The sequence below is a fragment of the Aquisphaera insulae genome (assembly GCF_011064615.1).
GTDB classification, from domain to species: domain Bacteria; phylum Planctomycetota; class Planctomycetia; order Isosphaerales; family Isosphaeraceae; genus Aquisphaera; species Aquisphaera insulae.
In genome coordinates this window covers 34,786-55,509 of record NZ_JAALJH010000048.1, presented here as the reverse complement: position 1 = coordinate 55,509, position 20,724 = coordinate 34,786, and the positions used below count along the sequence as shown (strand labels likewise).

At 68.7% G+C, this 20,724-nt stretch carries 16 protein-coding genes; 10 read left to right on the top strand and 6 right to left on the bottom strand.

Annotation, left to right across the window (positions count from 1 at the left end; all coding sequences use genetic code 11):
- Positions 1-216: 216 nt before the first annotated feature.
- Positions 217-468, bottom strand: a complete 252-nt coding sequence (locus G6O54_RS22830; protein WP_165228401.1) for a hypothetical protein — start codon at positions 466-468, stop codon at positions 217-219.
- 557 nt (positions 469-1,025) lie between these two features.
- On the opposite strand from G6O54_RS22830, the gene G6O54_RS22825 reads away from it, so the two are divergent.
- On the top strand, positions 1,026-2,990 hold the full coding sequence (locus tag G6O54_RS22825; RefSeq protein WP_165228399.1) for an ABC transporter ATP-binding protein: 1,965 nt from the start codon (positions 1,026-1,028) through the stop codon (positions 2,988-2,990).
- Between the two features lie 106 nt (positions 2,991-3,096).
- Here the strand turns inward: G6O54_RS22825 and G6O54_RS22820 are convergent, their stop codons facing one another.
- From G6O54_RS22820 to G6O54_RS22810, 3 genes are all read right to left on the bottom strand, one after another.
- Positions 3,097-4,098: a PDZ domain-containing protein gene (locus tag G6O54_RS22820; protein ID WP_165228397.1), complete on the bottom strand. Its 1,002-nt coding sequence runs from the start codon at positions 4,096-4,098 to the stop codon at positions 3,097-3,099.
- A 182-nt stretch (positions 4,099-4,280) separates the two neighbouring features.
- Positions 4,281-5,108 carry a hypothetical protein gene (locus G6O54_RS22815; RefSeq protein WP_165228395.1) on the bottom strand — a complete coding sequence of 276 codons (828 nt, stop codon included), beginning with the start codon at positions 5,106-5,108 and terminating at the stop codon, positions 4,281-4,283.
- Entirely contained in the window at positions 5,098-5,685 is a 588-nt protein-coding gene (locus tag G6O54_RS22810; RefSeq protein ID WP_165228393.1) for an RNA polymerase sigma factor, read from the bottom strand. The genes G6O54_RS22815 and G6O54_RS22810 overlap by 11 nt, the downstream gene beginning before the upstream one ends.
- 167 nt (positions 5,686-5,852) lie before the next feature.
- Between G6O54_RS22810 and G6O54_RS22805 the strand changes: the two genes are divergently transcribed.
- Positions 5,853-7,040 carry an MGDG synthase family glycosyltransferase gene (locus G6O54_RS22805; protein WP_165228391.1) on the top strand — a complete coding sequence of 396 codons (1,188 nt, stop codon included), beginning with the start codon at positions 5,853-5,855 and terminating at the stop codon, positions 7,038-7,040.
- A 55-nt stretch (positions 7,041-7,095) separates the two neighbouring features.
- Here G6O54_RS22805 and G6O54_RS22800 read toward each other — a convergent pair whose 3' ends face one another.
- Complete coding sequence (locus G6O54_RS22800) at positions 7,096-9,150, bottom strand: glycoside hydrolase family 172 protein (RefSeq protein ID WP_165228389.1); 2,055 nt, start codon at positions 9,148-9,150, stop codon at positions 7,096-7,098.
- A gap of 172 nt (positions 9,151-9,322) precedes the next feature.
- On the opposite strand from G6O54_RS22800, the gene G6O54_RS22795 reads away from it, so the two are divergent.
- Positions 9,323-11,482 (top strand): beta-agarase, encoded by a 2,160-nt coding sequence (locus G6O54_RS22795; protein ID WP_165228387.1) that lies wholly within the window; start codon positions 9,323-9,325, stop codon positions 11,480-11,482.
- Positions 11,483-11,684: 202 nt separating this feature from the next.
- Here G6O54_RS22795 and G6O54_RS22790 read toward each other — a convergent pair whose 3' ends face one another.
- Positions 11,685-13,745: a DUF2961 domain-containing protein gene (locus tag G6O54_RS22790; RefSeq protein WP_165228385.1), complete on the bottom strand. Its 2,061-nt coding sequence runs from the start codon at positions 13,743-13,745 to the stop codon at positions 11,685-11,687.
- Between the two features lie 197 nt (positions 13,746-13,942).
- Here G6O54_RS22790 and G6O54_RS22785 point away from each other — a divergent pair, with 197 nt between their 5' ends.
- The 7 genes from G6O54_RS22785 to G6O54_RS22755 all read left to right on the top strand — a co-directional run bounded on the left by G6O54_RS22785 (position 13,943) and on the right by G6O54_RS22755 (position 20,699).
- Complete coding sequence (locus tag G6O54_RS22785) at positions 13,943-15,187, top strand: lactonase family protein (RefSeq protein ID WP_165228383.1); 1,245 nt, start codon at positions 13,943-13,945, stop codon at positions 15,185-15,187.
- A 32-nt stretch (positions 15,188-15,219) separates the two neighbouring features.
- Entirely contained in the window at positions 15,220-16,050 is an 831-nt protein-coding gene (locus G6O54_RS22780; RefSeq protein ID WP_165228381.1) for a SprT family zinc-dependent metalloprotease, read from the top strand.
- Positions 16,051-16,143: 93 nt separating this feature from the next.
- The gene (locus G6O54_RS22775) at positions 16,144-17,733 is read left to right on the top strand and encodes an Eco57I restriction-modification methylase domain-containing protein (protein WP_165228380.1); all 1,590 of its coding nucleotides are present in this window, start codon (positions 16,144-16,146) and stop codon (positions 17,731-17,733) included.
- Positions 17,730-18,677 carry a BsuBI/PstI family type II restriction endonuclease gene (locus G6O54_RS22770; protein ID WP_165228378.1) on the top strand — a complete coding sequence of 316 codons (948 nt, stop codon included), beginning with the start codon at positions 17,730-17,732 and terminating at the stop codon, positions 18,675-18,677. Before G6O54_RS22775 ends, G6O54_RS22770 begins: the two co-directional genes overlap by 4 nt.
- A 156-nt stretch (positions 18,678-18,833) precedes the next feature.
- Positions 18,834-19,148, top strand: coding sequence for a hypothetical protein (locus G6O54_RS22765; RefSeq protein ID WP_165228376.1), 315 nt, complete (start codon positions 18,834-18,836; stop codon positions 19,146-19,148).
- Positions 19,145-19,552, top strand: coding sequence for a type II toxin-antitoxin system VapC family toxin (locus G6O54_RS22760; RefSeq protein WP_165228374.1), 408 nt, complete (start codon positions 19,145-19,147; stop codon positions 19,550-19,552). The genes G6O54_RS22765 and G6O54_RS22760 overlap by 4 nt, the downstream gene beginning before the upstream one ends.
- 37 nt (positions 19,553-19,589) lie before the next feature.
- A complete protein-coding gene (locus G6O54_RS22755; RefSeq protein WP_165228372.1) occupies positions 19,590-20,699 on the top strand; it encodes a cytochrome-c peroxidase in 1,110 nt (369 codons plus the stop codon).
- Positions 20,700-20,724 lie beyond the last annotated feature (25 nt).

Here is a 20,724-nt window from a genome sequence, read left to right as displayed (position 1 = left end):
GCGGGCGGCGGAGGATTGCCCGCCGAGGGGCGGGCCTCGCCGGCTCCCGGCGCACCGGGGGCGTGCAACGAAGGTCAAACCTTCGCGAAACTTTCATTGGAGGTGGCGTCGCTCCTCCCGGGGGAGGATGGATCGCGACGGGAGGCGACCGGGACGGGATCGAGAGGAGGGGAGGGTCGTCCGGTCGGGCTTCAGTCGAGCCGAGGAGGAAGCACGCTACCGGCTGCGAAGCAGGCCGCGCATCTGGAGATGGCTGATCGGCAGCGAGGCGTCCCTGAGGACCCGGGTGAGCTTGGTCTCCACCACCTGGGCGGGTCGAAGCGAGGAGCGTTCATCGACGACCAGGGCCTCGTCGCGGGCGATCAGGGGCGGCCGGTCCATCGCCTCGGTCCGGGGACGCGGCCGCGCGGGGCGGGCGGAGACCGGACTTCGCGAGGGGGCGGGCATCACACTGTCACTCGGAATCATGGATGTGAATCCTTTATATCCTGTCCTGTGGGGTCGGTCCAACGACCGAGATATGCTGCAAGAACTGCGCCGGAACGGAGGCCCGAGGTATTTCCCGACGGACGACCCGAATCATGAGGCCATCCACTGAAGGGCTTGCCCCTGCGGTAGGACCGCGAGAGGTCTTCCGTACGAGATGCTCACCGGCGTCCTCTCTATTCCTCACTTGATACGAAAAAAAGGGCGTCCGCGTGGGGACGGGAAAAAAAAGAAAATCGCCCCAAAATCCGCGGCGGAATCTACGTACTATTCTGGAGACGCAATGAGGGCGGGCCGTGTCGTCCGCCCTCTTCGCTTCCTATCCTCCTCTCCGATCCTTCGAGAAGGTCCCGTGATGACGCGGGGTGTTAGTCGCGCAGGATGAGCCCGGCCGGGCGGGCCGGGCGAGTCGAGACGGAACGGATCTCGGTCGGACGTCGCGGCAAGGATTCGAGGTGAAGTGAGTCGGGGCGGGTCAGAATCGGGGCGAGGGTATCGAAGCGGAGGGGGCCGAATGGCCTCCGCGGGGGGGGAAGAGAATGGTTCCGAGCTGGACGGGACGATTGCGCGAGGTCGGCCGTGAGCTGGGCCAGATCGGCCGGCGGGGCCGGCAGGTCTGGAGGCTGGTGCCGTCCCGGCACCGCTGGGCGCTCGGCGGCGCGCTCCTGGTGATGTTCCTCGCCAGCGCGGGGGGCACGGCGATCGCGGTCGGCACGGGCCTGCTGGTGGACTCCGTGGATCCCCGGAACACCGCCGGCCTGACGCGAGAGGCGATCCTCCGCGTCGCCGCCTTCTATCTGGGGCTCATCGGCCTGGCCTACCTGACGCGGGAATCGATGAACGTCCTCCGCCGCTACCTGGTGGAGAACACCTGCACGCGGATCAACCGCGACATGACCGTCCGGCTCATCGGCCACCTGATGAAGGTGGACCTCTCCACCCTGGCCCAGGATCAGGTCGGCGGCCTCTACGGGCGGATCAACCGCAGCGCCGACGGCTTCGTCCGGTTCCTCCGGATCAGCTTCCTGGACTTCGTCCCGGCGCTCATGACGGGGGCCCTGGCGATCTCCGCCGTGCTCTCCAAGCAGCCGAGGGTCGCGCTGGTGATGGCCGGCGTGATCCCGATCTCGCTCATCCTCACGATCTGCCAGCTCATCACCCAGAAGGGGATCCGCCTGGACCTGCTCCGGACCCGCGAGCGGATGGACGGGACCGTGGTGGAGCTCCTCGGCGGCATCGACTACGTCCGCGCCGCCAACACCCACCGCCGCGAGACCCGCCGGGTGGCGAAGACGGCGGAGCGGATGCGGTCCCGGGAGATCCGCCACCACTTCGAGATGTCCCTGTTCGGCTCCGGCAAGGCGCTCAACGAGGGCCTCTTCCATATCCTGGTGCTGGCGTTCGCGGTCTACCTGTTCGTGAACGGCCGGATCGCGTTCGGCGACATCGTGACGTTCTCCATGCTCTACCTGAACGTCATGTGCCCGCTCAACGAGGTCCACCGGTTCATCGACGAGGCCCACGAGAGCAGCCTCCGGATCGGCGACCTGATCGACCTCCTCCGCACCCCGGTCGACCGGTCCTTCAACCCGGCCCACCCGCTCGAGCCCGCGCTCGAGATCGGCCAGCCGGTGTTCACGGCCGACGGCCTGACCGTGGCCTACCCGGGCCGCTCCGAGCATTCCCGCCCGGCGCTCCACGACCTGGACATGACCATCCGCCACGGCGAGACGATCGGCGTCGCCGGCCGTTCCGGCTGCGGCAAGACCACGTGGCTCCGCGCCCTGATGCGGCTGGTCCATCCGACCGGAGGCTCGGCCATGCTCGGCGGCGTCCCGCTGGAGAGCGTCTCCCGCGAGTCGATCGGCCGGATGATCGGCTACGTCGGCCAGAATCCGTTCGTCTTCTCCGGGACCATCGAGGCCAACATCGCCTACGGCAGCAAGGGGGCCACGCCGGAGAGCATCCGCGAGGCCGCCCGGCTGGCGTGCATTCACGATGAGATCCTGAGCATGCCCGGCGGCTACCGGGCCCGGGTCGCCGAACGCGGCCAGAACCTCTCCGGCGGCCAGCGGCAGCGACTCGCGCTGGCGAGGGTCTTCCTCCGCAACCCGCCGATCCTGATCCTCGACGAGGGCACGAGCGCGCTCGACAACATCAGCGAGAAGAAGATCCAGGAGGCCATCGACGCCGCCCGCGGCCGGCACACCGTGATCCTGGTCGCCCACCGGCTGACGACCCTGCTGGACACCGACCGCATCCTCGTCTTCGAGGAGGGTCGTGTCGTCGAGTCCGGCTCCTATGGCGACCTCCTCCAGAAGGACGGCGCCTTCGCCGAGCTCGTCCGCTCCGCCGGCGGCAACGTCGAGCCGGTTGCCCAGCCGGCCTTGGAAGGCGAGCACGATGTCGACCACGAGTTCGCCCTGGCCATGGGCAACCCGCTCGAGTTCGCGTTCGACCACGAGCATGAGGAGGAAGGCGAGCTCGCCCTGGCCCATCATTGAGTGGGCCCGGACATCTCGGCGTCTGATTCGAAACGCGAGACGGGCGGACCCCCGGAGCATTTCTCTCCGGGGGCCGCCCGTCTCCTTGCGCACGAAGGCATGTGGCTCACTTGCGATCCTTGATCGCCTTGGTCAATTCTTCCACGGCCTTCTGCAATTCCTTCACCTGGGCGGCGAGCGCGTCGATCCGTTGATCCGCGGGAGGCGCCTGTAAGACGGTCTGGAACCGGTTCGTCTCCTGGCCCGGGGCGAGGCTGAGGAAGAAATCCTGGCCCTGTCCCGAGAAGACCGTGCCGGGGTGGGTGACGAGCGCCTGGTAGATCAGCTCCGAGTTGGTCGTTTGCGCGTTCTCGTCCTTGCGGGGCTCCGGAGTCAGCTCGAGCTGCACGGGCTTGCCCGCACGGAGGATATCCAGCTTCAGGGGCTTGCCGCCGCTCTTCTGCACCAGGCCCGTGAGCTGGGCCTGATCTTTGAGCGGCTGCCCTTCCAATTTGAGCAGGAGGTCATGGGCCTGGAGGCCCGCTTTCACCGCCGGGCCTTCCTTGAGGACCTCGGCGACGATGAGGCCATCCGCCTCCAGGCCGAGCTGGCTCCGGAGTGCGGGGCTCGCCGGCGTCACCCGCACGCCGATCCAGTAGGCCGAAGGCGCCGGTCGGACCTCCTCGAACGTGGCGACGACCAACGGTCGGATCGTCAGCGACTTCGGCTTGCCTTCGTGCAGGATGTCCAGCCTGAGCGTCTTCTCTCCCGCAGCCTTCAGGCGGGCCTCCAGGTCCTGGGGCTTCGCGAGCGGGGTGTCGTCGATGAGGAGCAGGATGTCATCCTTCTGGACCCCGGTCGCGCTGGCGGGAGGGACCGCGGTGACGATGAGGCCCCGGCCGTCCGGCAGCTTGAGCTGGGCCCGCGTGGCGTCGTCCGCGGGCAGGAGCTGGATCGACGGGCCGGCGAGGGCTGCGGCCGCGTTTGGCACGAACCAGGCCGTGACCTGGTTGTTGCTGCTGTCACCGTTGATCGTTCCCTGGAGGCGCCCCTTCAACTCCACCGGCTCAATGGGCGGCCTGGCCGATTGCTGCGCCCGGGCCGGCGGCGCACCCAGCCCAAGAACCATTCCCAGGCATCCCACGACTCCACAGACATTCCACAATCGCATTCTTCGATCCTTTCCTTTCGAGGGGAGGCGTAAAGCGAGCGCGGCCGCGGAGGGCAATCCGATCGGCCAGGGCTCACCCGGTCGCCGGACGGAGCCGGCTCCTACACGACACGACACGACCGACGAGGCACGCTCGGGATCTACAGCGGTTCATTCCCGACGTAACGGACCCGGACGCGATCGATGGGGACGGCCGCGGTGCGGCCGTCGCCCAGGCGGACCGGCAGGAGCCGGCGGTCCTGCCTCAGCTCGTAACCCTCCGCTCGGAGGGCGGCCTGCTGGTAGTCGGAGACGGCCGGAGGCTGCTCCATGAGCCGACGCGCATCGAGCCCCGGGCCGTCGAGGATGGGGATCTCCGCGTGATTCGGGCCGTCGCCGAACCGGAGCCTCGCGACCTCGCGGACGGTCGGGATCCGGTCGGCGGGCAGGCCGGGCACCTGGCCGGGCGTGAGCGGAGGCGCGGGCCCTGGCCCGGCAGTCGTCGCGACCACGGGCGATTGTTGCTCCGGGGCCGGCGTCGCGGTCGCGGTCGCCCCCAGCCAGCCGAGGCCGCCGCCGAGGGCGAGCAGGATGACGGCCGCCACGGCACTCTTCCATGAAGCGGTGATCGCGCGAACTCTTCTTTCCCTCACCGCCCCGGGTTTGCCCACAAGTTCGGCGAGCGGACTCTGATCCCCTCCCCCGCGGAGGGGGGAGGGGACCGGAAGATTCGCCCCGCCCGGGGGACAAAGGGCTCGCTCCACGCCGGGGGTCACTCGCATGGTCAAGGAACCAGAATCATCGCCCATCGCCTCTCGCCAGCACTGCGCCTCCAGGAAGGCGAGGCCGCAGCGCCTCCAGCCCTCGATCACCGAGGCGCCGTCCAGTCGGGCCACGGCCTCGCGGAGCTCGGCCGGAGGGAGCGGGCCGTCCACCATGCGGTCGATCAGGGCATCGAGCGATTCCATGGGCCGAACCTCAGACTTCATGACCTCGACTCTTTTCACCTTCAACCGCGAGCGCCGCGAGCTCGATCCGCAGTCGATTCCGCGCCCGGTGCAACCTCGCCTCGACCGCGGCGAGCCCCACGCTCAGGCGGTCGGCCAGGTCGCGGGCGCTCCAGCCCTCGGCGTACTTGAGCGTCAGCAGATCGGCGTCGCGCGGGGGGAGCTTCTCCATGGCGATCCGCACGAGGTCCCGCCGCTCGTCGTGCAACATCCAGGCCAGGGGAGAGGGGCTCGAATCCTCCTCGCCACGAGGCTCGCGAACCGCGTAGCGGTCCATCAGGGCCCGTCGCCGGCCGGCCCGGCGGCGATACAGCAGCGCCTGGCGGATCGCCAGGCGGTAGAGCCATCCGGCCAGCCGCGAAGGGTCGAGCAAGGGGGCTCGCTGCGCGATCGCCGCGAGCGCGACCTCCTGCATGACCTCGTCGACGGCCTGGTCCTCTCGCACCCGCGACGCCACGACCCGCCGCAGCCAGCGGTCGTGCGCGGAGAGGGCCGCCGGCCAGTCCGGCTCGCCGTCTCCTCCGGCTTCGGTCGTGGGGGCTGGCTTGAGAGTTTCCATGGCTCCTCAATATCGTTGCCGCGTCCGAGAATTCCTTGCAGGGGAATCTCGAAAAGCCCCGCACCCGGGGGGGGCCGGCAGACATGAGTCGAGACTTCCACTAGACTTACGGGCGATCCCGGGAATCTCGAAACCCGCACGCCGCGACGATCCGATCGGAGGCAACCATGCTCGGCAAGGTCCTGGTCCTGTCCGCGAGCGCCGGGGCGGGGCACCTCCGCGCGGCCGACGCCATCGAGAAGGCCCTGCGGATCCGGGGCCTCGCCTCCCAGGTCCAGAACGTGGACGTCCTGAAGTACACCAACAGCGTCTTCCGGAACCTCTACTCGCGCGCCTACCTCGAGCTCGTCAACAAGGCGCCGGAGGTCCTCGGCTGGCTCTACGACCGGATGGACAATCCGGGCCAGGACGACAAGATCCGGCTGGCCTTCGACCGGCTCAACACCGGGCCGTTCGTCAAGCTGCTGAACGACTACCAGCCGGACGTCGCCATCTGCACCCATTTCCTCCCCTCGGAGATCATCGGCTGGCTCAAGCGGAAAGAGCACATGAACATCCTCAACGCCGTGATCGTCACCGACTTCGACGTCCATGGCATGTGGCTCAACCGGGGCACGGATCACTACTTCGTGCCCATGGAAGAGACCCGGGAGCACCTCCTCGCGCTCGGGCTCCCCGGCGACGTCGTCACGATCTCGGGCATCCCCATCGACCCGGTCTTCTCCGAGCCGAAGGACCCGAAGGCGATGCGGCGGAAGCACGGGCTGGCCGAGGACGCGTTCACGATCCTGGTCTCGGCCGGAGGCTTCGGCGTCGGCCCGGTGGGGCACATCATCGAGGCGCTCGGCCGGCTCTCGACCGCGGCCCAGGCCGTCGTCGTCTGCGGCCGCAACGAGGACCTGCGAAAGCGGCTGGCCGGCACCGTCCGCGGCCTCGGCCGCTCGAACGTGGCCTTCCACCTGGTCGGCTTCACGACCGAGATGGACGAGCTCATGACGGCCGCCGACCTCTTCGTCGGCAAGCCCGGCGGCCTGACGACGTCCGAGTCGCTGGCGAAGGGGCTCCCCATGGTCGTCATCAACCCGATCCCCGGCCAGGAGGAGCGGAACTCCGACCACCTCCTCGAGGAAGGCATCGCGATCCGCTCCAACAACCTGCCGGCGCTCGCGTACAAGATCGATCGCCTGATCCGCGATCCCGGCAAGCTCCACCTGATGCACGCCAACGCCCTGGCGCTGGCGAAGCCCCAGGCCGCCTTCACCGTGATCGAGACCCTGGACGCCCTCAGGGCCGGCCGGCCCGCGCCGGCACCGGCGATCGGGCCGACACGGCGACGGCGGAAGCTGGTGCCCTGAGGCCGGGTCGCGACGGATATCCTCCCGGGCCGGACGCCAGTCCTGCGACGAACATTCAATTCCCCGCCGGCGTCAGCTTGACCCAGTCCAGGCCGAGCATGTAGCCGACGCTCGCCGCGTTCTTGCCCGCGGCCTTCGCCGCCAGGACGTGGTTGCCGGGCTCGAGCGCGGCTGTGCCGAGCGGCACGGCCCCGGTGTGGAGGACGTTCGGCTTCGCCGCGTAAAGGTCGATCTCCCTGAGCGGCTTGCCGTCCAGCGTCAGCTCGAAGATGCCGTAGTCGCAGGCCTTCGTGAACGCCGCGGAGAGGGCGTAGGTCCCGGCCTTCTCGACGGGGATCTCCAGCTCGAGCCTGGCCCCGGCCTCGGCGGGCCGCCACCAGAGCTGATCGTCGCCCGACCAGCCGTCGCTGAAGCCCGTCATGGGCTGGTTGGAGATGTCCCCGGCCGTCTTCGAGAGGACCTTCAGCGTCTCCCCTTCCAGGACGCCCGCCTCGCGGAAAATCGGCGGCTTCGCGTGGAGCTTGCGCGCGGAGAGGTCCGGCACGCCCGGCTCGACCTTGGCGCCGTCGCCCGCGTAGGCGAAGGCGAGCGTCGCGTACTGGACCTTCACCGCGGCCCAGTGCCAGAGCTCGATGTCGAAGGCGACCGACGAATGGAACGGCACCGCATCCAGGACCTGGTAGCGGATCTCGCTGCTGTTCCCCTTGTTCCCGGGCCCGTCGCACCGCGTCTGCGCGTGGAACGGATTCATGTAGAGCTCGGGGTTGCACCAGGCGTAGCCGAAGTAGTCCTCGGTCCCGGTGCCGATGGTGCTGGGGAAGCTCTCGCCGTCGACGTAGATCTTCTCGTCCCCTTCGCCCCACCACGCCTTCACCGGGTTGTAGATGTCGAGCAGGAGCCCGACGAACCGCCCGGGCGCGCCGGAGACCCGGAGCGAGGGCCAGTCCATGGTCCCGTCGCCCCCCTTCGTCGCGATGTCGTCCTGCTGCCGCCAGCGGGCGTGGAAGGTCAGCGTGCCGGCCGGGGGCTCGTCGTTGTCGCCGAAGGCCGTGATGGCGACCCGCGCCGGCCTCGTCGCGTAGCTCTTCAGGCGCGCCTGCATCGACTTGTGGAAGGGCATGTACCAGCGGGCGGTCAACGTCCCGTCCTTGGCGACGGTGTGCACGGCCGACTGAAACGGGTTGAGGCCCGGTCCGGAACCGAAGAACTCGCCCAGGGGGACAGCCACCTGCGGCGCTTCGGCGCCGTCGAACGTGATCGTCAGGAGGGTCTTCGCCAGGGCCTCGTCCACGTCCTCGCCGTTGACCTTCGCGGTCATCGAGCGGATCGAGCCGGCCAGCGGCATGGCCAGCAGTTCATCCTCGCCCCCGGGCGGCAATTCCACGACGCCTCGATACTGCCAGCCGCCGCCGTCGGCCGGCCGGCCCATCGCCGGGTTCAGGAGCGCCTCTCGCACCTCTTCCATCACCGGCGAGGCTCGCCGCAGGACCTCCGGCGAGTAGCTCTCCACCCTCGTGCCGGGGGCGAACGTCGTCACGGCGACCTGGAAATACTGGTCCCCCTTCGTGGTGCTGATCTTGATCGACCTCGCGAACGGGAACGGGAAGTACAGGTTCCGGCCCATCGAGGCGTTATGCCCGAACGGCGCGGTGAATGGCGCGACCTTGCCCTCGGTGATCGCCTGGAAGGGCCCCGCGAGCACGGGCGTGGCGTTGCCGTCGATGTAGATCCTCAGGTTGCCGTCCGGGTTGGCGCTCCAGATCCGCGAGACGTAGCCGGGCCCCTGCGACTCCGCCAGGACGTACTCCTTCCGGTCCCCTTCCCCTTCCACCCGAAGGTAATGGCCGGCATCGCCGTTGGCGAACGGGTTGACGATCTTGCCGTCGACCAGCTTCGTGGCGCGGTCGTAGCTGGAGAATTGCACCGTGCGTTCCCCCTCGGCGACCGGCGAGGCGAGCCAGCGGGTGTCGGCCATCCGCTTGAGCAGGGACTCGACCGTGACGGCCTCGTCGTCGGCCCTCGACGGCGCGACGACGGCCAGGAACGCCGCGATCGTCGATAGTGCCAGCCGCGCGGGCCGGATGCGGGGGGATGCCTCGTGTCGCGCCATGGATCGCCTCTCTCTTCGCCCTCGGATGCGGACTTGCCAGCGTCGCAATCCCCCAATGGAAGCAAAGGCCGGGGCCCATTGCAATGAGCCAGGGCGACGAGAGGTCCCCGCGCCCGCCGCGGTGGGATCTCACGACGGGCGAACGTCCGAACTATACTCGGGAGGAGACTCCATGCCCCGACCCGTCCGCGATGAGGATCGAACGATGACGACGCGGCCCATGCTCTCCGTCCTGTCCATCGCCCTTGCGGCCTTCTCGCTCGCGACGTCGCGGGCCGACGGCCCCGCCGCCAGGGGCGTGCCCCTGAACCTGTGGGCCCACGAGCGGAGCAACGCCCAGGCGGGACACGGGGCCAAGCCGGAGATGGTCCGCGTCACCTTCGAGCCGGCGGAGTGGCCCAACATCCGCTTCCCCGCGCCGGGCGGCAAGCCCTGGGACTGGTCCGGGCGATCCTTCGCCCTGGAGCTTCGTAATCTGGATGCGGAGGAGCTCGAGGTCCACGTCCGGGTCGACGACGACCCGTCGGCCGACGGCATCCGCCACTGTCGGACCGGCCATGCGACGCTCCCCCCGCGGCAGACGACCACCCTGACGCTCCCCCTCAGCAAGGTCGACCCCATGGCCCACGGGATGCGGGCGCTGCCCGGCGCGTCGAGCGCCCGGGAGCTGACGGTCTTCGGCGACGAGACATTCAATCCCTCGCATATCACGATGTTCCAGGTCTTCCTCCACGGCCCGGCCCGGGCCCGCTCGCTCGAGATCCGCTCCGCGTCGATCGTGCCGGCGGCGAGCTCCTCGCTCGAGGGCATCGTGGACGGCTTCGGCCAGTACGCCCGCGCCGACTGGCCGGGCAAGGTCCACTCCGTCGCCGACCTGAAGGCGCGCCACGAGGCCGAGGCCGCCGACCTCCGGGCCCATCCCGCGCCCTCGGACCGCGACCGCTTCGGCGGCTGGAAGGACGGGCCGCGGGAACGTGCCGGCGGATTCTTCCGGACGACCTACCGCGACGGACGGTGGTGGCTCGTCGATCCCGAGGGCGCGCCGTTCGTGTCCCTGGGCGTGGACGTGGTGACGATGGGCGAGCAGACGATCGTCGAGAAGCGCGAGTCCATGTTCGCCAGCCTCCCCGGCCGGGCCGACCCGCTGGCCCGCCACTTCGGCATGGCCTTCGGCATCCATTCCGGCCCCGTCAAGCAGGGCCGAACCTTCAGCTTCTACGCCGCCAACCTCGAGCGCGTGTACGGCCGCGACGCCTTCAGGCCCTGGCGCGAACGGACGCTCGAGCGGCTGCCGTCGTGGGGCTTCAACACGATCGGCAACTGGTCGGATCCACGGTTCTACAAGAACGGCAAGGTCCCCTACACGGCGACCGCCAACATCGACGGCAACCACGCGCGGGTCAGCAGCGGCTCGGACTACTGGGGCAAGATGCACGACCCGTTCGACCCGCAGTTCGCCCTCGACGTGAAGGCCAGCCTGGCCCGGGTCGTCCCCAAGGTGAAGGGGGACGAGTGGTGCATCGGCTACTTCGTCGACAACGAGCTGAGCTGGGGCGGATTCGGCGACCAGGCCGGTCGCGTCGGCCTGGCCATCGGGGCGCTCGGGGCCTCGGCGGACGGCTCGCCGGCCAAGCGCGCGATCGTCGGCCTGCTCCGGGCCAAGTACACCGAGATCGCGAGGCTGAACGCCGCCTGGAAGGCCGAGATCGCGGACTGGAAGGCGCTCGAGGCCCCGTGGCATCCCGCCGGGTCGCAATCGAAGTGGACCGACGCCATGCGGGACGACCTGAGGGCGTTCGTCACCGAGTTCGCCCGGACCTACTTCCGGACGATCCGCGACGAGCTGAAGGCCCAGGACCCGGACCACCTGTACCTCGGCTGCCGGTTCGCCTGGCGGACCGAGGAGGCGATCGCCGCCGCGGCCGAGATCTGCGACGTCGTCAGCTTCAACATCTACGAGCGCAAGGTCGATCCCGCCAAGTGGGGATTCCTGAACGGCCTGAAGAAGCCCGCGATCATCGGCGAATTCCACGTCGGCGCGCTCGACCGGGGGATGTTCCACACCGGGCTTGTCTCGGCATCGAGCCAGGACGAGCGGGCGGCGATCTACCGCGAGTACGTCGGCAGCGTCCTGGACCACCCCGCGCTCGTCGGCTGCCACTGGTTCCAGTACGTCGACGAGCCGATCACCGGCCGCTCCTACGACGGTGAGAACTACAACATCGGCTTCCTGAGCGTCACCGACACCCCCTACCCCGAGCTCGTCGCCGCCGCCCGGGAGGTCCACGCGAAGGCGTACAGCCGGCGGGCGGCGGGGAAGGCAACACCCTGATCGATTGCTCGTGTTTTCGCTCTTTTGTAGGGTGCGTCAAGCGCGGCGCGGACGCACCGGATCGGCTCGTCAGCACAGAAGGCTCGTGACGACTCGCAAGGCGGTGGTCATGTCCGCCGGCATCGTCGCATGCTCCACATGACGCGGTGGTCCGGTGCGTCCGCGCCCCGCTTGACACACCCTACAAGTTACGAACACACATTCACCTGGCTGGGACCGGAGTCAGCTTGACCCAGTCCAGGCCGAAGAGGTAGCCGGTGCTGCTCGGGTTCTTGCCCGTGACGCGGACGCCCAGGACGTGGTTGCCCGCGTCGAGGGTGACCTTGCCCAGGGGCACCGGGCCGGTGTGGACGACCCGCGGCGCCGGCTCGTAGAGGTCGATGGCCTGGAGCGGCTTGCCGTCGAGGGTCAGGCCGAAGGCGCCGTAGTCGCCGGCCTTCGTGAAGGCGGCGGCCAGGTCGTAGGACCCGGCCTTGGCCACGGGCAGCTCCAGCTCGAGCGTGGCGCCGGACTCGCGGACCGGCCAGATGAGCTGGGAGTCGCCCGACCAGGACTCGCCGAAGCCCCCCATCGCCTGCTCGGTGACGTCGCCCGCGGTCTTGCCCAGGACCTTCATCCGCTCGCCCTCGACGACGCCCGGCTCGCGGTGGATGGGCGGCTTCGGGTGGACCTTCCGGCCCGACAGGTCGGGCACGCCCGGCTCCACCTTCGCGCCGGCCCCGGCGTAGAAGTAGGCGAGCGTCGCGAACTGGACCTTCACGGCCTCCCAGTGCCAGAGCTCGATGTCGAAGGCCAGCGACGAATGGAACGGCACCGCGTCCAGGACCTGGTAGCGGATCTCGCTGTTGTTCCCCTTGCTGCCGGGCCCGTCGCATCGCGTCTGCGCGTGGAAGGCGTTGGAGTAGGGCACGGGGCTGCCCCAGGCGTAGCCGAAGTAGTCCTCGGTCCCGGTGCCGATGGTGCTGGGGAAGCTCTCGCCGTCGACGTAGATCTTCTCGTCCCCCTCGCCCCACCAGGCCGAGACGGGGTTATGAATGTTCAATTGCAGGCCGACGAATCGGCCGGGTGTCCCTTGAGCGCGGAGCGACGGCCAGTCGAGCGTGCCTTCACCCTTCTTCGTCGGGACGTCGTCCTGCTGCCGCCAGCGGGCGTGGAAGGTGAGCGGATCGGCGGGGGGCTCGTGCTCGCTGCCGACGATCGCGAACCGGACCGTCAGCGGCGTCGTGCCGAAGTTCCGGAGCTTCATGCGGACGGACTTGCGGTAGGGCATGTACCAGCGGGCGATCATCGTGCCGTCGGCCCTGACGGTGTGGATGACCGACTCGAAGGCGTTGAGGCCCGGGCCGGTGCCGAAGAAGTCGCCGAGCGGCGCGGCGACCTGGGGCGTCTCCGCGCCGTCGAAGGCGATCGTCAGCAGCGTCCGCGCCAGGGCCTCGTCCCGCTCCGCGCCCTCGCTCCCCTGCACCGCCGCCAGGATCCGGCCGATCGCGGAGGCCTCGTCGCGCGACATCACGACGGCCTCCCCTCCCGCGGGCACGGTCACGGTCGTCCCGTGATGCCAGGTGCCTCGAGCCCTGCGATGGTCCGGATCGAGGAGCGCCCGCCGGACCTCCTCGACGACCGGCTCCGCTCGCTTCAGGACCCCCGGCGAGTAGCTCTCCACCTTCGTCCCCGGGGCGAACGTCGTCACGCTGACCTGGAAATACTGCTTGCCCGTGGTCGTCGTGATCTTGATCGACCTCGCGAACGGGAATGGGAAATAGAGGTTCCGCCCGCGCGAGGCGTCATGGCCGAAGGGGCCGCCGAACGGCGCGACCTCGCCGTTGGTGATCGCGGGGAACGGCGCCGCCAGCGTGGGCACCGTGGCGCCGTCGACGTAGATCCGCAGCTCGCCGTCGGGATTGGCGCTCCAGATCCGCGAGACGTAGCCGGGGCCGTTCGCCTCGGCGAGCACGAATTCCCGACGGCCGCCGTCACCCTCGATGCGGAGATAATTGCCGACATCACCATTCGCAAATGGGTCGACGATCTTGCCGTCGACCAGCTTCGTGGCGCGATCGTAGCTGGAGAATTGCACCGTGCGTTCCCCCTCGGCGGGAGGGGTCGCCAGCCAGGAGGTGTCGGCCATCCGCCGCAGGAGCGATTCGACGGTGATCGCCGCATCGTCGGCCCGCGCCGCCGGCGTGCAGGCCAGGATCGCCGCGGTCAGGGCCAGTAGCCGGGGAGGAAGGAAGCGACGGGAAGATGCGTCGTCTCTCGCCATGGGTCGTGTCCTCTCGCGTTCCGCACAATCGTCCGCCGCCGGGCCTCACGCCCCGGCGTGCCTCGTACGGCCCCATCGGATCAGGTCGAGGGGCGCATTGCAACGAGGCAGGCGCCGGGGCGGTCCTTGCCCGCCCCTTTCCCCTGTGATAACGTCGGTCTGTGGCCTGGAGGCACGTCCGAGCAGGGAGAGTTGCGATGCCCGTCTCGTCGGCGAATCGTCGTCCCGTGTGGTCGATCGGCTCCTTCACCTGGGCGTTCGCGATCGCCATCGCGACCAACGCCGCAGGGCCCTCCGCCGGCGCGGCGGAAGGATCCGGGGCGACCGCCCGGGACGACGCGAAGGGGACCTACTGGGTCTACGTCGGGACGTACACCGGGGGGAAGACGCCGAGCGAGGGGATCTACCTCCTGGAGCTCGACCCGGCCTCGGGCAAGGTCACGGAGTACGGCCCGGTCGCGAAGCTCGCCAGCCCGTCGTTCCTGGCCATCCGCCCCGGCGGTAAGGAGCTCTACGCGGTCAGCGAGGTCGGGCGGTTCCAGGGCAAGCCCGGCGGCGGCGTCACGGCGATGGCGATCCACCCCGTCACCGGCAAGCTCACGAAGCTGAACGAGCAGTCCTCCGTCGGCTCCGGGCCGTGCCACCTCACGGTGGACCGGACGGGCAAGAACGTCCTGGTGGCGAACTACAACAACGGCGTGGTGGCCTGCCTGCCGATCGCGGAGAACGGCCACCTCAAGCCGGCCTCGTGCTCGATCCAGCACGAGGGGTCGAGCGTCGACAAGGGCCGTCAGGAGGGCCCGCACGCGCACTCGATCAACGTGGACCCCATGAACCGGTTCGCCCTGGCGGCGGACCTCGGGCTCGACAAGGTGATGGTCTATCGGCTCGACGCCGAGAAGGGGCTCCTCACGCCGAACGATCCGGCCTTCGGCGCGGTCCCGCCGGGCTCCGGGCCGCGGCACCTGGCCTTCCATCCGAGCGGCCGGTTCGCGTACGTCATCAGCGAGATGGGCAACACGCTGACCGCGTTCGCCTACGACGCCGACAAGGGTTCGCTGACGCAGATCCAGTCGGTCTCCACGCTGCCGGCGGACTTCCGCGGCACGAGCTACACGGCGGACGTGCACGTGCATCCTTCCGGCAAGTTCGTCTACGGGTCGAACCGCGGCCATGACAGCATCGCGATCTTCGCCGTGGACGAGTCGACGGGCAAGCTGACGGCCGCCGGGCACGCCTCGACCGGGGGCAAGACGCCGCGGAACTTCGCCATCGACCCGACGGGCTCTTGCCTGCTTGCGGAGAACCAGGACTCCGACACGATCGTCGTCTTCCGGATCGACGGATCCACCGGCGGGCTATCGCGGGTGGGGGCCCCGATCAAGGTGCCGATGCCCGTCTGCATCCAGATGATCCCCAGGGCGACGCAACCGCCGGAATGAGCAGGCGACGCGGACCGAGGCCCGCAAGAGCGATGAGACCGAATCCCCTCACGGACGACGCCCCGGGGCCGGGGCGAGAACGTCAGGCGAAGCTCGCGGCGCTCCTCTTCCCCGCGGCGGAGGTCGCGGTCCGCGCCCGGCGGATCCACGACGCGATGCTCGAGCAATCGCCCCAGCTCCGCGCCCCCAACTTCACGATGATCGGCACCGATGACCTCGAGGCGCTCTTCTCGCTGTACGACCGCGAGTTCTTCCGCGGCCTGCTCGGCGAGATGCTCATGGAGGACGGCGCCCATCCCATGGGCTTCCGGCTCTCCCGCCGGCTGACTCGCGCGGGCGGCCAGACGATGCGGCAGTTCCGCAGGGTGAGGAAGAAGGACGGCCGGACGGTCCACCAGGTCGAGTACGAGATCTCGGTCTCGACCACGCTCCTGTTCGGCACGTTCAAGGACGTGGAGCGCGAGGTGATCGTCGGCGGCCTCGTCTGTGCCGACCGCCTGGAGGCCCTGCAGCGGATCTTCGAGCACGAGCTGCTGCACCTGGCCGAGTTCCTGGGCTGGGGGCAGTCCAGTTGCTCCGCCGAGAACTTCCACCGCCTCTCCCGGCGGATCTTCGGCCACGAGGGGGTGACGCACGACCTGGTCACGCCCCGCGAGCAGGCCGCCGTGGCCTTCGACGTCCGGGTCGGCGACGATGTCCGCTTCGACCTCGAGGGCACCACCTACCGCGGCCGGATCAACCGGATCACCCGCCGGGCCACCGTCCTCGTCGAGAGCCCCCAGGGCGAGCTCTTCACCGACGGCCACCGCTACCTGACGTTCTACGTCCCGCTGCCGCTGCTGAGGAAGGATGAGGGGAGGTAGGTACATCTGTCGCGGGGGGGCGATTCCCATTCAGCCTCATCCTAGTCTCGCGGCCCGTGGTAAGCTTGGAGGCTGAGGAGACGATCGCCGATCATGCGAACCACGAATGCAGCCGCCGCAAGCCTGCTGGACGAGTCGATGGCGCTCCAGCGGCGCCACGAGGCCGCCACGTCCGCCGAGGCCCGCAAGGGCCGGGGGCAAGTCTTCACGCCGGCCTCGGTCTGCCGGTTCATGGCCGGGATGTTCGCACGGATCCCCGATCGCTTCCGGTTGCTCGACCCGGGTGCCGGAGTGGGCTCGTTGTCCGCCGCAGTCTGCGACCGGATCCTGCCGCTCCGCTCGTCGAGACGCGTCGAAATCGTCCTCTACGAGAACGACGCCGCGATCCTACCGCTCCTCGAAACGAACATGAAACGGTGCCGGGCGGAACTCCTCGCGGCGGGGCACGAGCTGAGCTTCTCGATCCACGAGGAGGACTTCCTGCTCGGGACGCATGGTCAGCGTGAGCAGCGATTGCTCTTCGATGTCGGCCGGGATCCAGGCGATTTCGACGCCGTCATCATGAATCCTCCTTACTTCAAGGTGGCGGCCGACTCCTCTCACGCGGCGGCGCTGGGCGAAGCCTTCCGGGGCAATACGAACATCTACATGCTCTTCATGGCTCGGGCCGCGGAACTATTGCGGCCCGGCGGCGAGGTCGTCGCCATCACTCCCCGGAGCTTCTGCAACGGCCTCTATTTCCGCAACTTCCGTCGCTGGTTCTTCGCCAGGATGGCGCCGCTGCATTTCCACCTCTTCGAATGCCGCCGCAGCACGTTCGACGACGTCCTCCAGGAGAGCCTGATCACTCACGCGCGGCGATCGGATGACGGCACGGCGGCATCGCCCTCGGTCGCCATCACCACGAGCCCGGGGCGCGACATCCCGGATCGGCCGGAGGCACTCACCCTGCCGGCCGCGAAGGTCCTGGACGATGCTTCCGGCGACATGGTCGTGCGGCTCCCGTCCTCGGCCACCGATGCGGCGTTGTTGGACGCGGTCGAGTCCTGGCAGGACCGATTCGCCGATCTCGGCCTGCGGATCTCGACGGGGCCCGTCGTCCTCTTCCGTGCGGAGGAGTTCCTCCTGTCGGAGCCGGACGGGGAGCCGTACGCGCCACTCCTGGCACCCCACAACGTCCGGCCGTTCGAGACAATCTGGCCGGTGGAGAAGCGCGGCAAGCCCACGGCCTTTCGGATCAGCCCGGATTCGCTCAAGCATCTCGTCGCCGCGCGCAACTACGTCCTCCTGCGCCGCTTCAGCGCCAAGGAAGAGAGGAGGAGGCTCACGGCGAGCGGATATCTCCAGGATGGCAACGCGTACCGCTACCTGGCCCTCGAGAATCATCTCAATTATGTCTATCACGCGGATCGCGAGCTGACGTCCGCAGAGGTCCATGGCCTGACGGCTCTATTCAATTCGGCGCTCCTGGACCGATACTTCCGCATCCTGAGCGGAAATACTCAGGTGAATGCCACCGAGATCCGCACCCTCCGCTTCCCCACCCTCGCCCGCATCGCCGCGATCGGCGAGCGTGTGATGGCCCACGACGACCGTTTGCCCGTGCGGATCGAGCAGGTCGTGCTCGATGTCCTCGAGATCCGCAGTCCGCTCGCCGAATCCCTGATGGAATTCGCATCGTGAGCAAGGTCGACGAAGCCGTCGAGATCCTCGTCGCCCTGGGCCTGCCGCGAAAGCAGCAGAACGAGCGATCGGCCTTGACCCTCCTTGCCCTTGCGGGGCTGGGGCCGGACGATCCTTGGTCGAAGGTCCAACGGCCGTCGCTCCGCATCTGGGACATCATGGCCTTCATGCGAGAGCATTACGGGAAGGACTACGCCGCCAACTCGCGGGAAACGATCCGGAGGCAGACGATCCACCAGTTCGAGCAAGCTCGACTGGTCGATCGAAATCCCGATGACCCCTCGCGGCCGACCAATAGCGGGAGAACGGTCTACATCCTGACCGAGGGCGCATCGAAGGTGCTGCGGACCTACAACAGGTCGGCTTTCAAGGCCGCAGTCCAGCACTTCACGCGCCAGCACGGGGCCTTGAAGCTCGCATACCACAAGAGTCGCGAAACGAATCAAATCCCGTTGCGGCTTCCCGACGCGTCGACGGTCCTGCTGTCACCGGGCAAACACAACCTCCTGCAAGTCGCCGTGATCGAGGTCTTCGGCCCTCGGTTCGCTGCGGGCGCCGAGATCCTCTACCTCGGTGACACCGCCAGGAAGCACGTCATCTTCGAGGCCGAGTTGCTGGCCGCGCTCGGCGTTCCGATCACCGATCATGACAAATTGCCGGACGTCATTCTCCATGATCCCTCGCGACGATGGCTCTTCCTGATCGAGGCCGTGACCTCCCACGGGCCCGTGACTCCCAAGCGGTACATCGAGCTGGAATCCTTGCTCTCGCGATGTCCGGCCGGCCGAGTGTACGTGACCGCTTTCCTGTCCGTCGGCGACTTCCGCAAGTACGCGGCGGACATCGCATGGGAGACAGAGGTCTGGATCGCCGATTCGCCCGATCACATGATCCATTTCGACGGCTCGAAGTTCCTGGGGCCGTACGTCAAGGATTCGGAGTGAGGGCGGGTTGCGGAGGTGCTGGCTTCGAGGATGCTCACTGCAAGGTCTGGATCGTCCCCGAAATCGCCGTACAATTGCGGCGGCAAAGCATGGGCTGTGGCGTGACTCCGGAATTCGCGACGTGACGCGTGGTCTTCGTTCATAGGAGGAGTGATCATGAGTCATGTTGTCATCAGGGGAGTGATCCGCTCCGGCCGGATCCACGTCGACGCGCCGATCGACCTGCCCGAGGGTTCCGTCGTGATGATCACGGGTCCCATCGTCGACCTGCCACGCCGACTCCTCGACGAGGACCGCGAGCTGATGCCCGACGAGATCGCGGCGGCGCTCGCGGCAATGGACGCGATCGAGCCCCTGGAGATGACCGACGCGGAGCTCGCCGCCTGGGAGGCCGAAAGACGGTCGCGGCGCGAGCGAGAGAAGGCTCGATTCGCGTCGCACGCCGAGGAACTCCGGGGAGCGTGGGAATGACCCGGTTCCTCCTCGACACGGGGATCGCGTCCGACTTCATCAATCGCCGTCTTCGCGTCTTCGAGCGGGCTCGCGACGAGACCGCGCGGGGCGGTCGGATCGGAATCGCGATCCCTGTCCTCGCGGAACTTGTCGCCGGGATCGAGAGGAACGCGAGTCGGGAACGGAACATGGGGCGTCTCCGGCGGGCCATACCGGCGCTTCGGGTCTGGCCTTTCGACGAGGATGCCGCATTCGAGTACGGGCGAATCTACGCCGAACTGCTCGGGATCGGCCGTCCGATGCAGACCATCGACATGATGATCGCCGCCGTCGCGTTCACTCTCGGGAATGGCGTCGTGATCACGAAGGACGGCGACCTCGCGGCCATCCCTGGACTGACAGTCGATAATGGGGCCGAGTGAGCGGCCCGAATCAGCTTCCTCCTCAGAGGTCAGCCCCATGCGCGATCGATCCGTTCCTGTGGTGGATTCCGGGAAGTTCTGCATCTTCGCATCGCTGGCCCTCGCCGCCGGCCTGTCGCTCCTGTCGGCAGCCGCCCTCGCCGATGACGGGGACGACGCCGCGCTGCTGGCGAAGGCGCGAGAGGCCTTCCCGACGCTGCCGAGGGACGCGGCGACGGAGGGGCATCCGGTCACGCCGGAGCGGGTCCGGCTGGGGCGGATGCTCTTCTTCGACACGAGGGCCTCGAGCGACGGGACGACGAGCTGTTCGCGGTGCCACATGCCCGGGTTCCAGGGTTGCGACGCCTTGCCCACTTCGATCGGCGCGAAGGGGTTCGTGACCCCCCGAAACGCGGCGACGGTTTTCTACTCGGCCCTTCATAATTCCATACATTGGGACGGCCGATTCGCGACGGTCGAGGATCAGGCCGGCGCGGCCATAGGCGGCCCGGCGTTCGGCAACAAGGGGGAGAAGGAGCCCATGGATCGGCTCAAGGCCATCCCCGGCTACGAGGCCCTCTTCCGCGCCGCCTTCCCCGCGGACGGCGAGCCGATCAACGCCAGGAACTACGGCACGGCCGTCGGGGCCTTCGAGCGGACGCTGGTCGCCCCGTCCCGGTTCGACGACTACCTTTCGGGGAAGCCGGAGGCGCTCACCCAGGCCGAACGAGCGGGCCTGCGGCTCTTCCTCGAGACCGGCTGCGCCGACTGCCACAAGGGGCCGGGCGTCGGCGGCAGGAGCTTCCGCAAGTTCGGCGTCTTCTCCGACTACCGCAGGGCGACCGGGAGCAAGAAGGATGATAAGGGCCGGTTCGGCGTGACCAAGAAGGAGGCCGACGTCGACGTGTTCAAGGTCGCCGGCCTCCGCGACGTCGCCGCCACGCCGCCGTACTTCCACGACGGCTCGGTGAGGACCCTGTCGGACGCCGTCCGGATCATGGCGAAGGTCCAGCTCGACGCCGAGCTCTCCGAGGCCGACGCCCGGTCGATCGCGGCCTTCCTCGGCAGCCTGACCGGGCCGATCCCGGCGTCCTTCGTCGAGCCCACGCCCCTGCCCCCGGCCGGGTTCGTGGAGACGCCCGCGGCCGCCCCCGCGCAGGGATCGTGATTGACGCGGTCCCTACGATCCCATC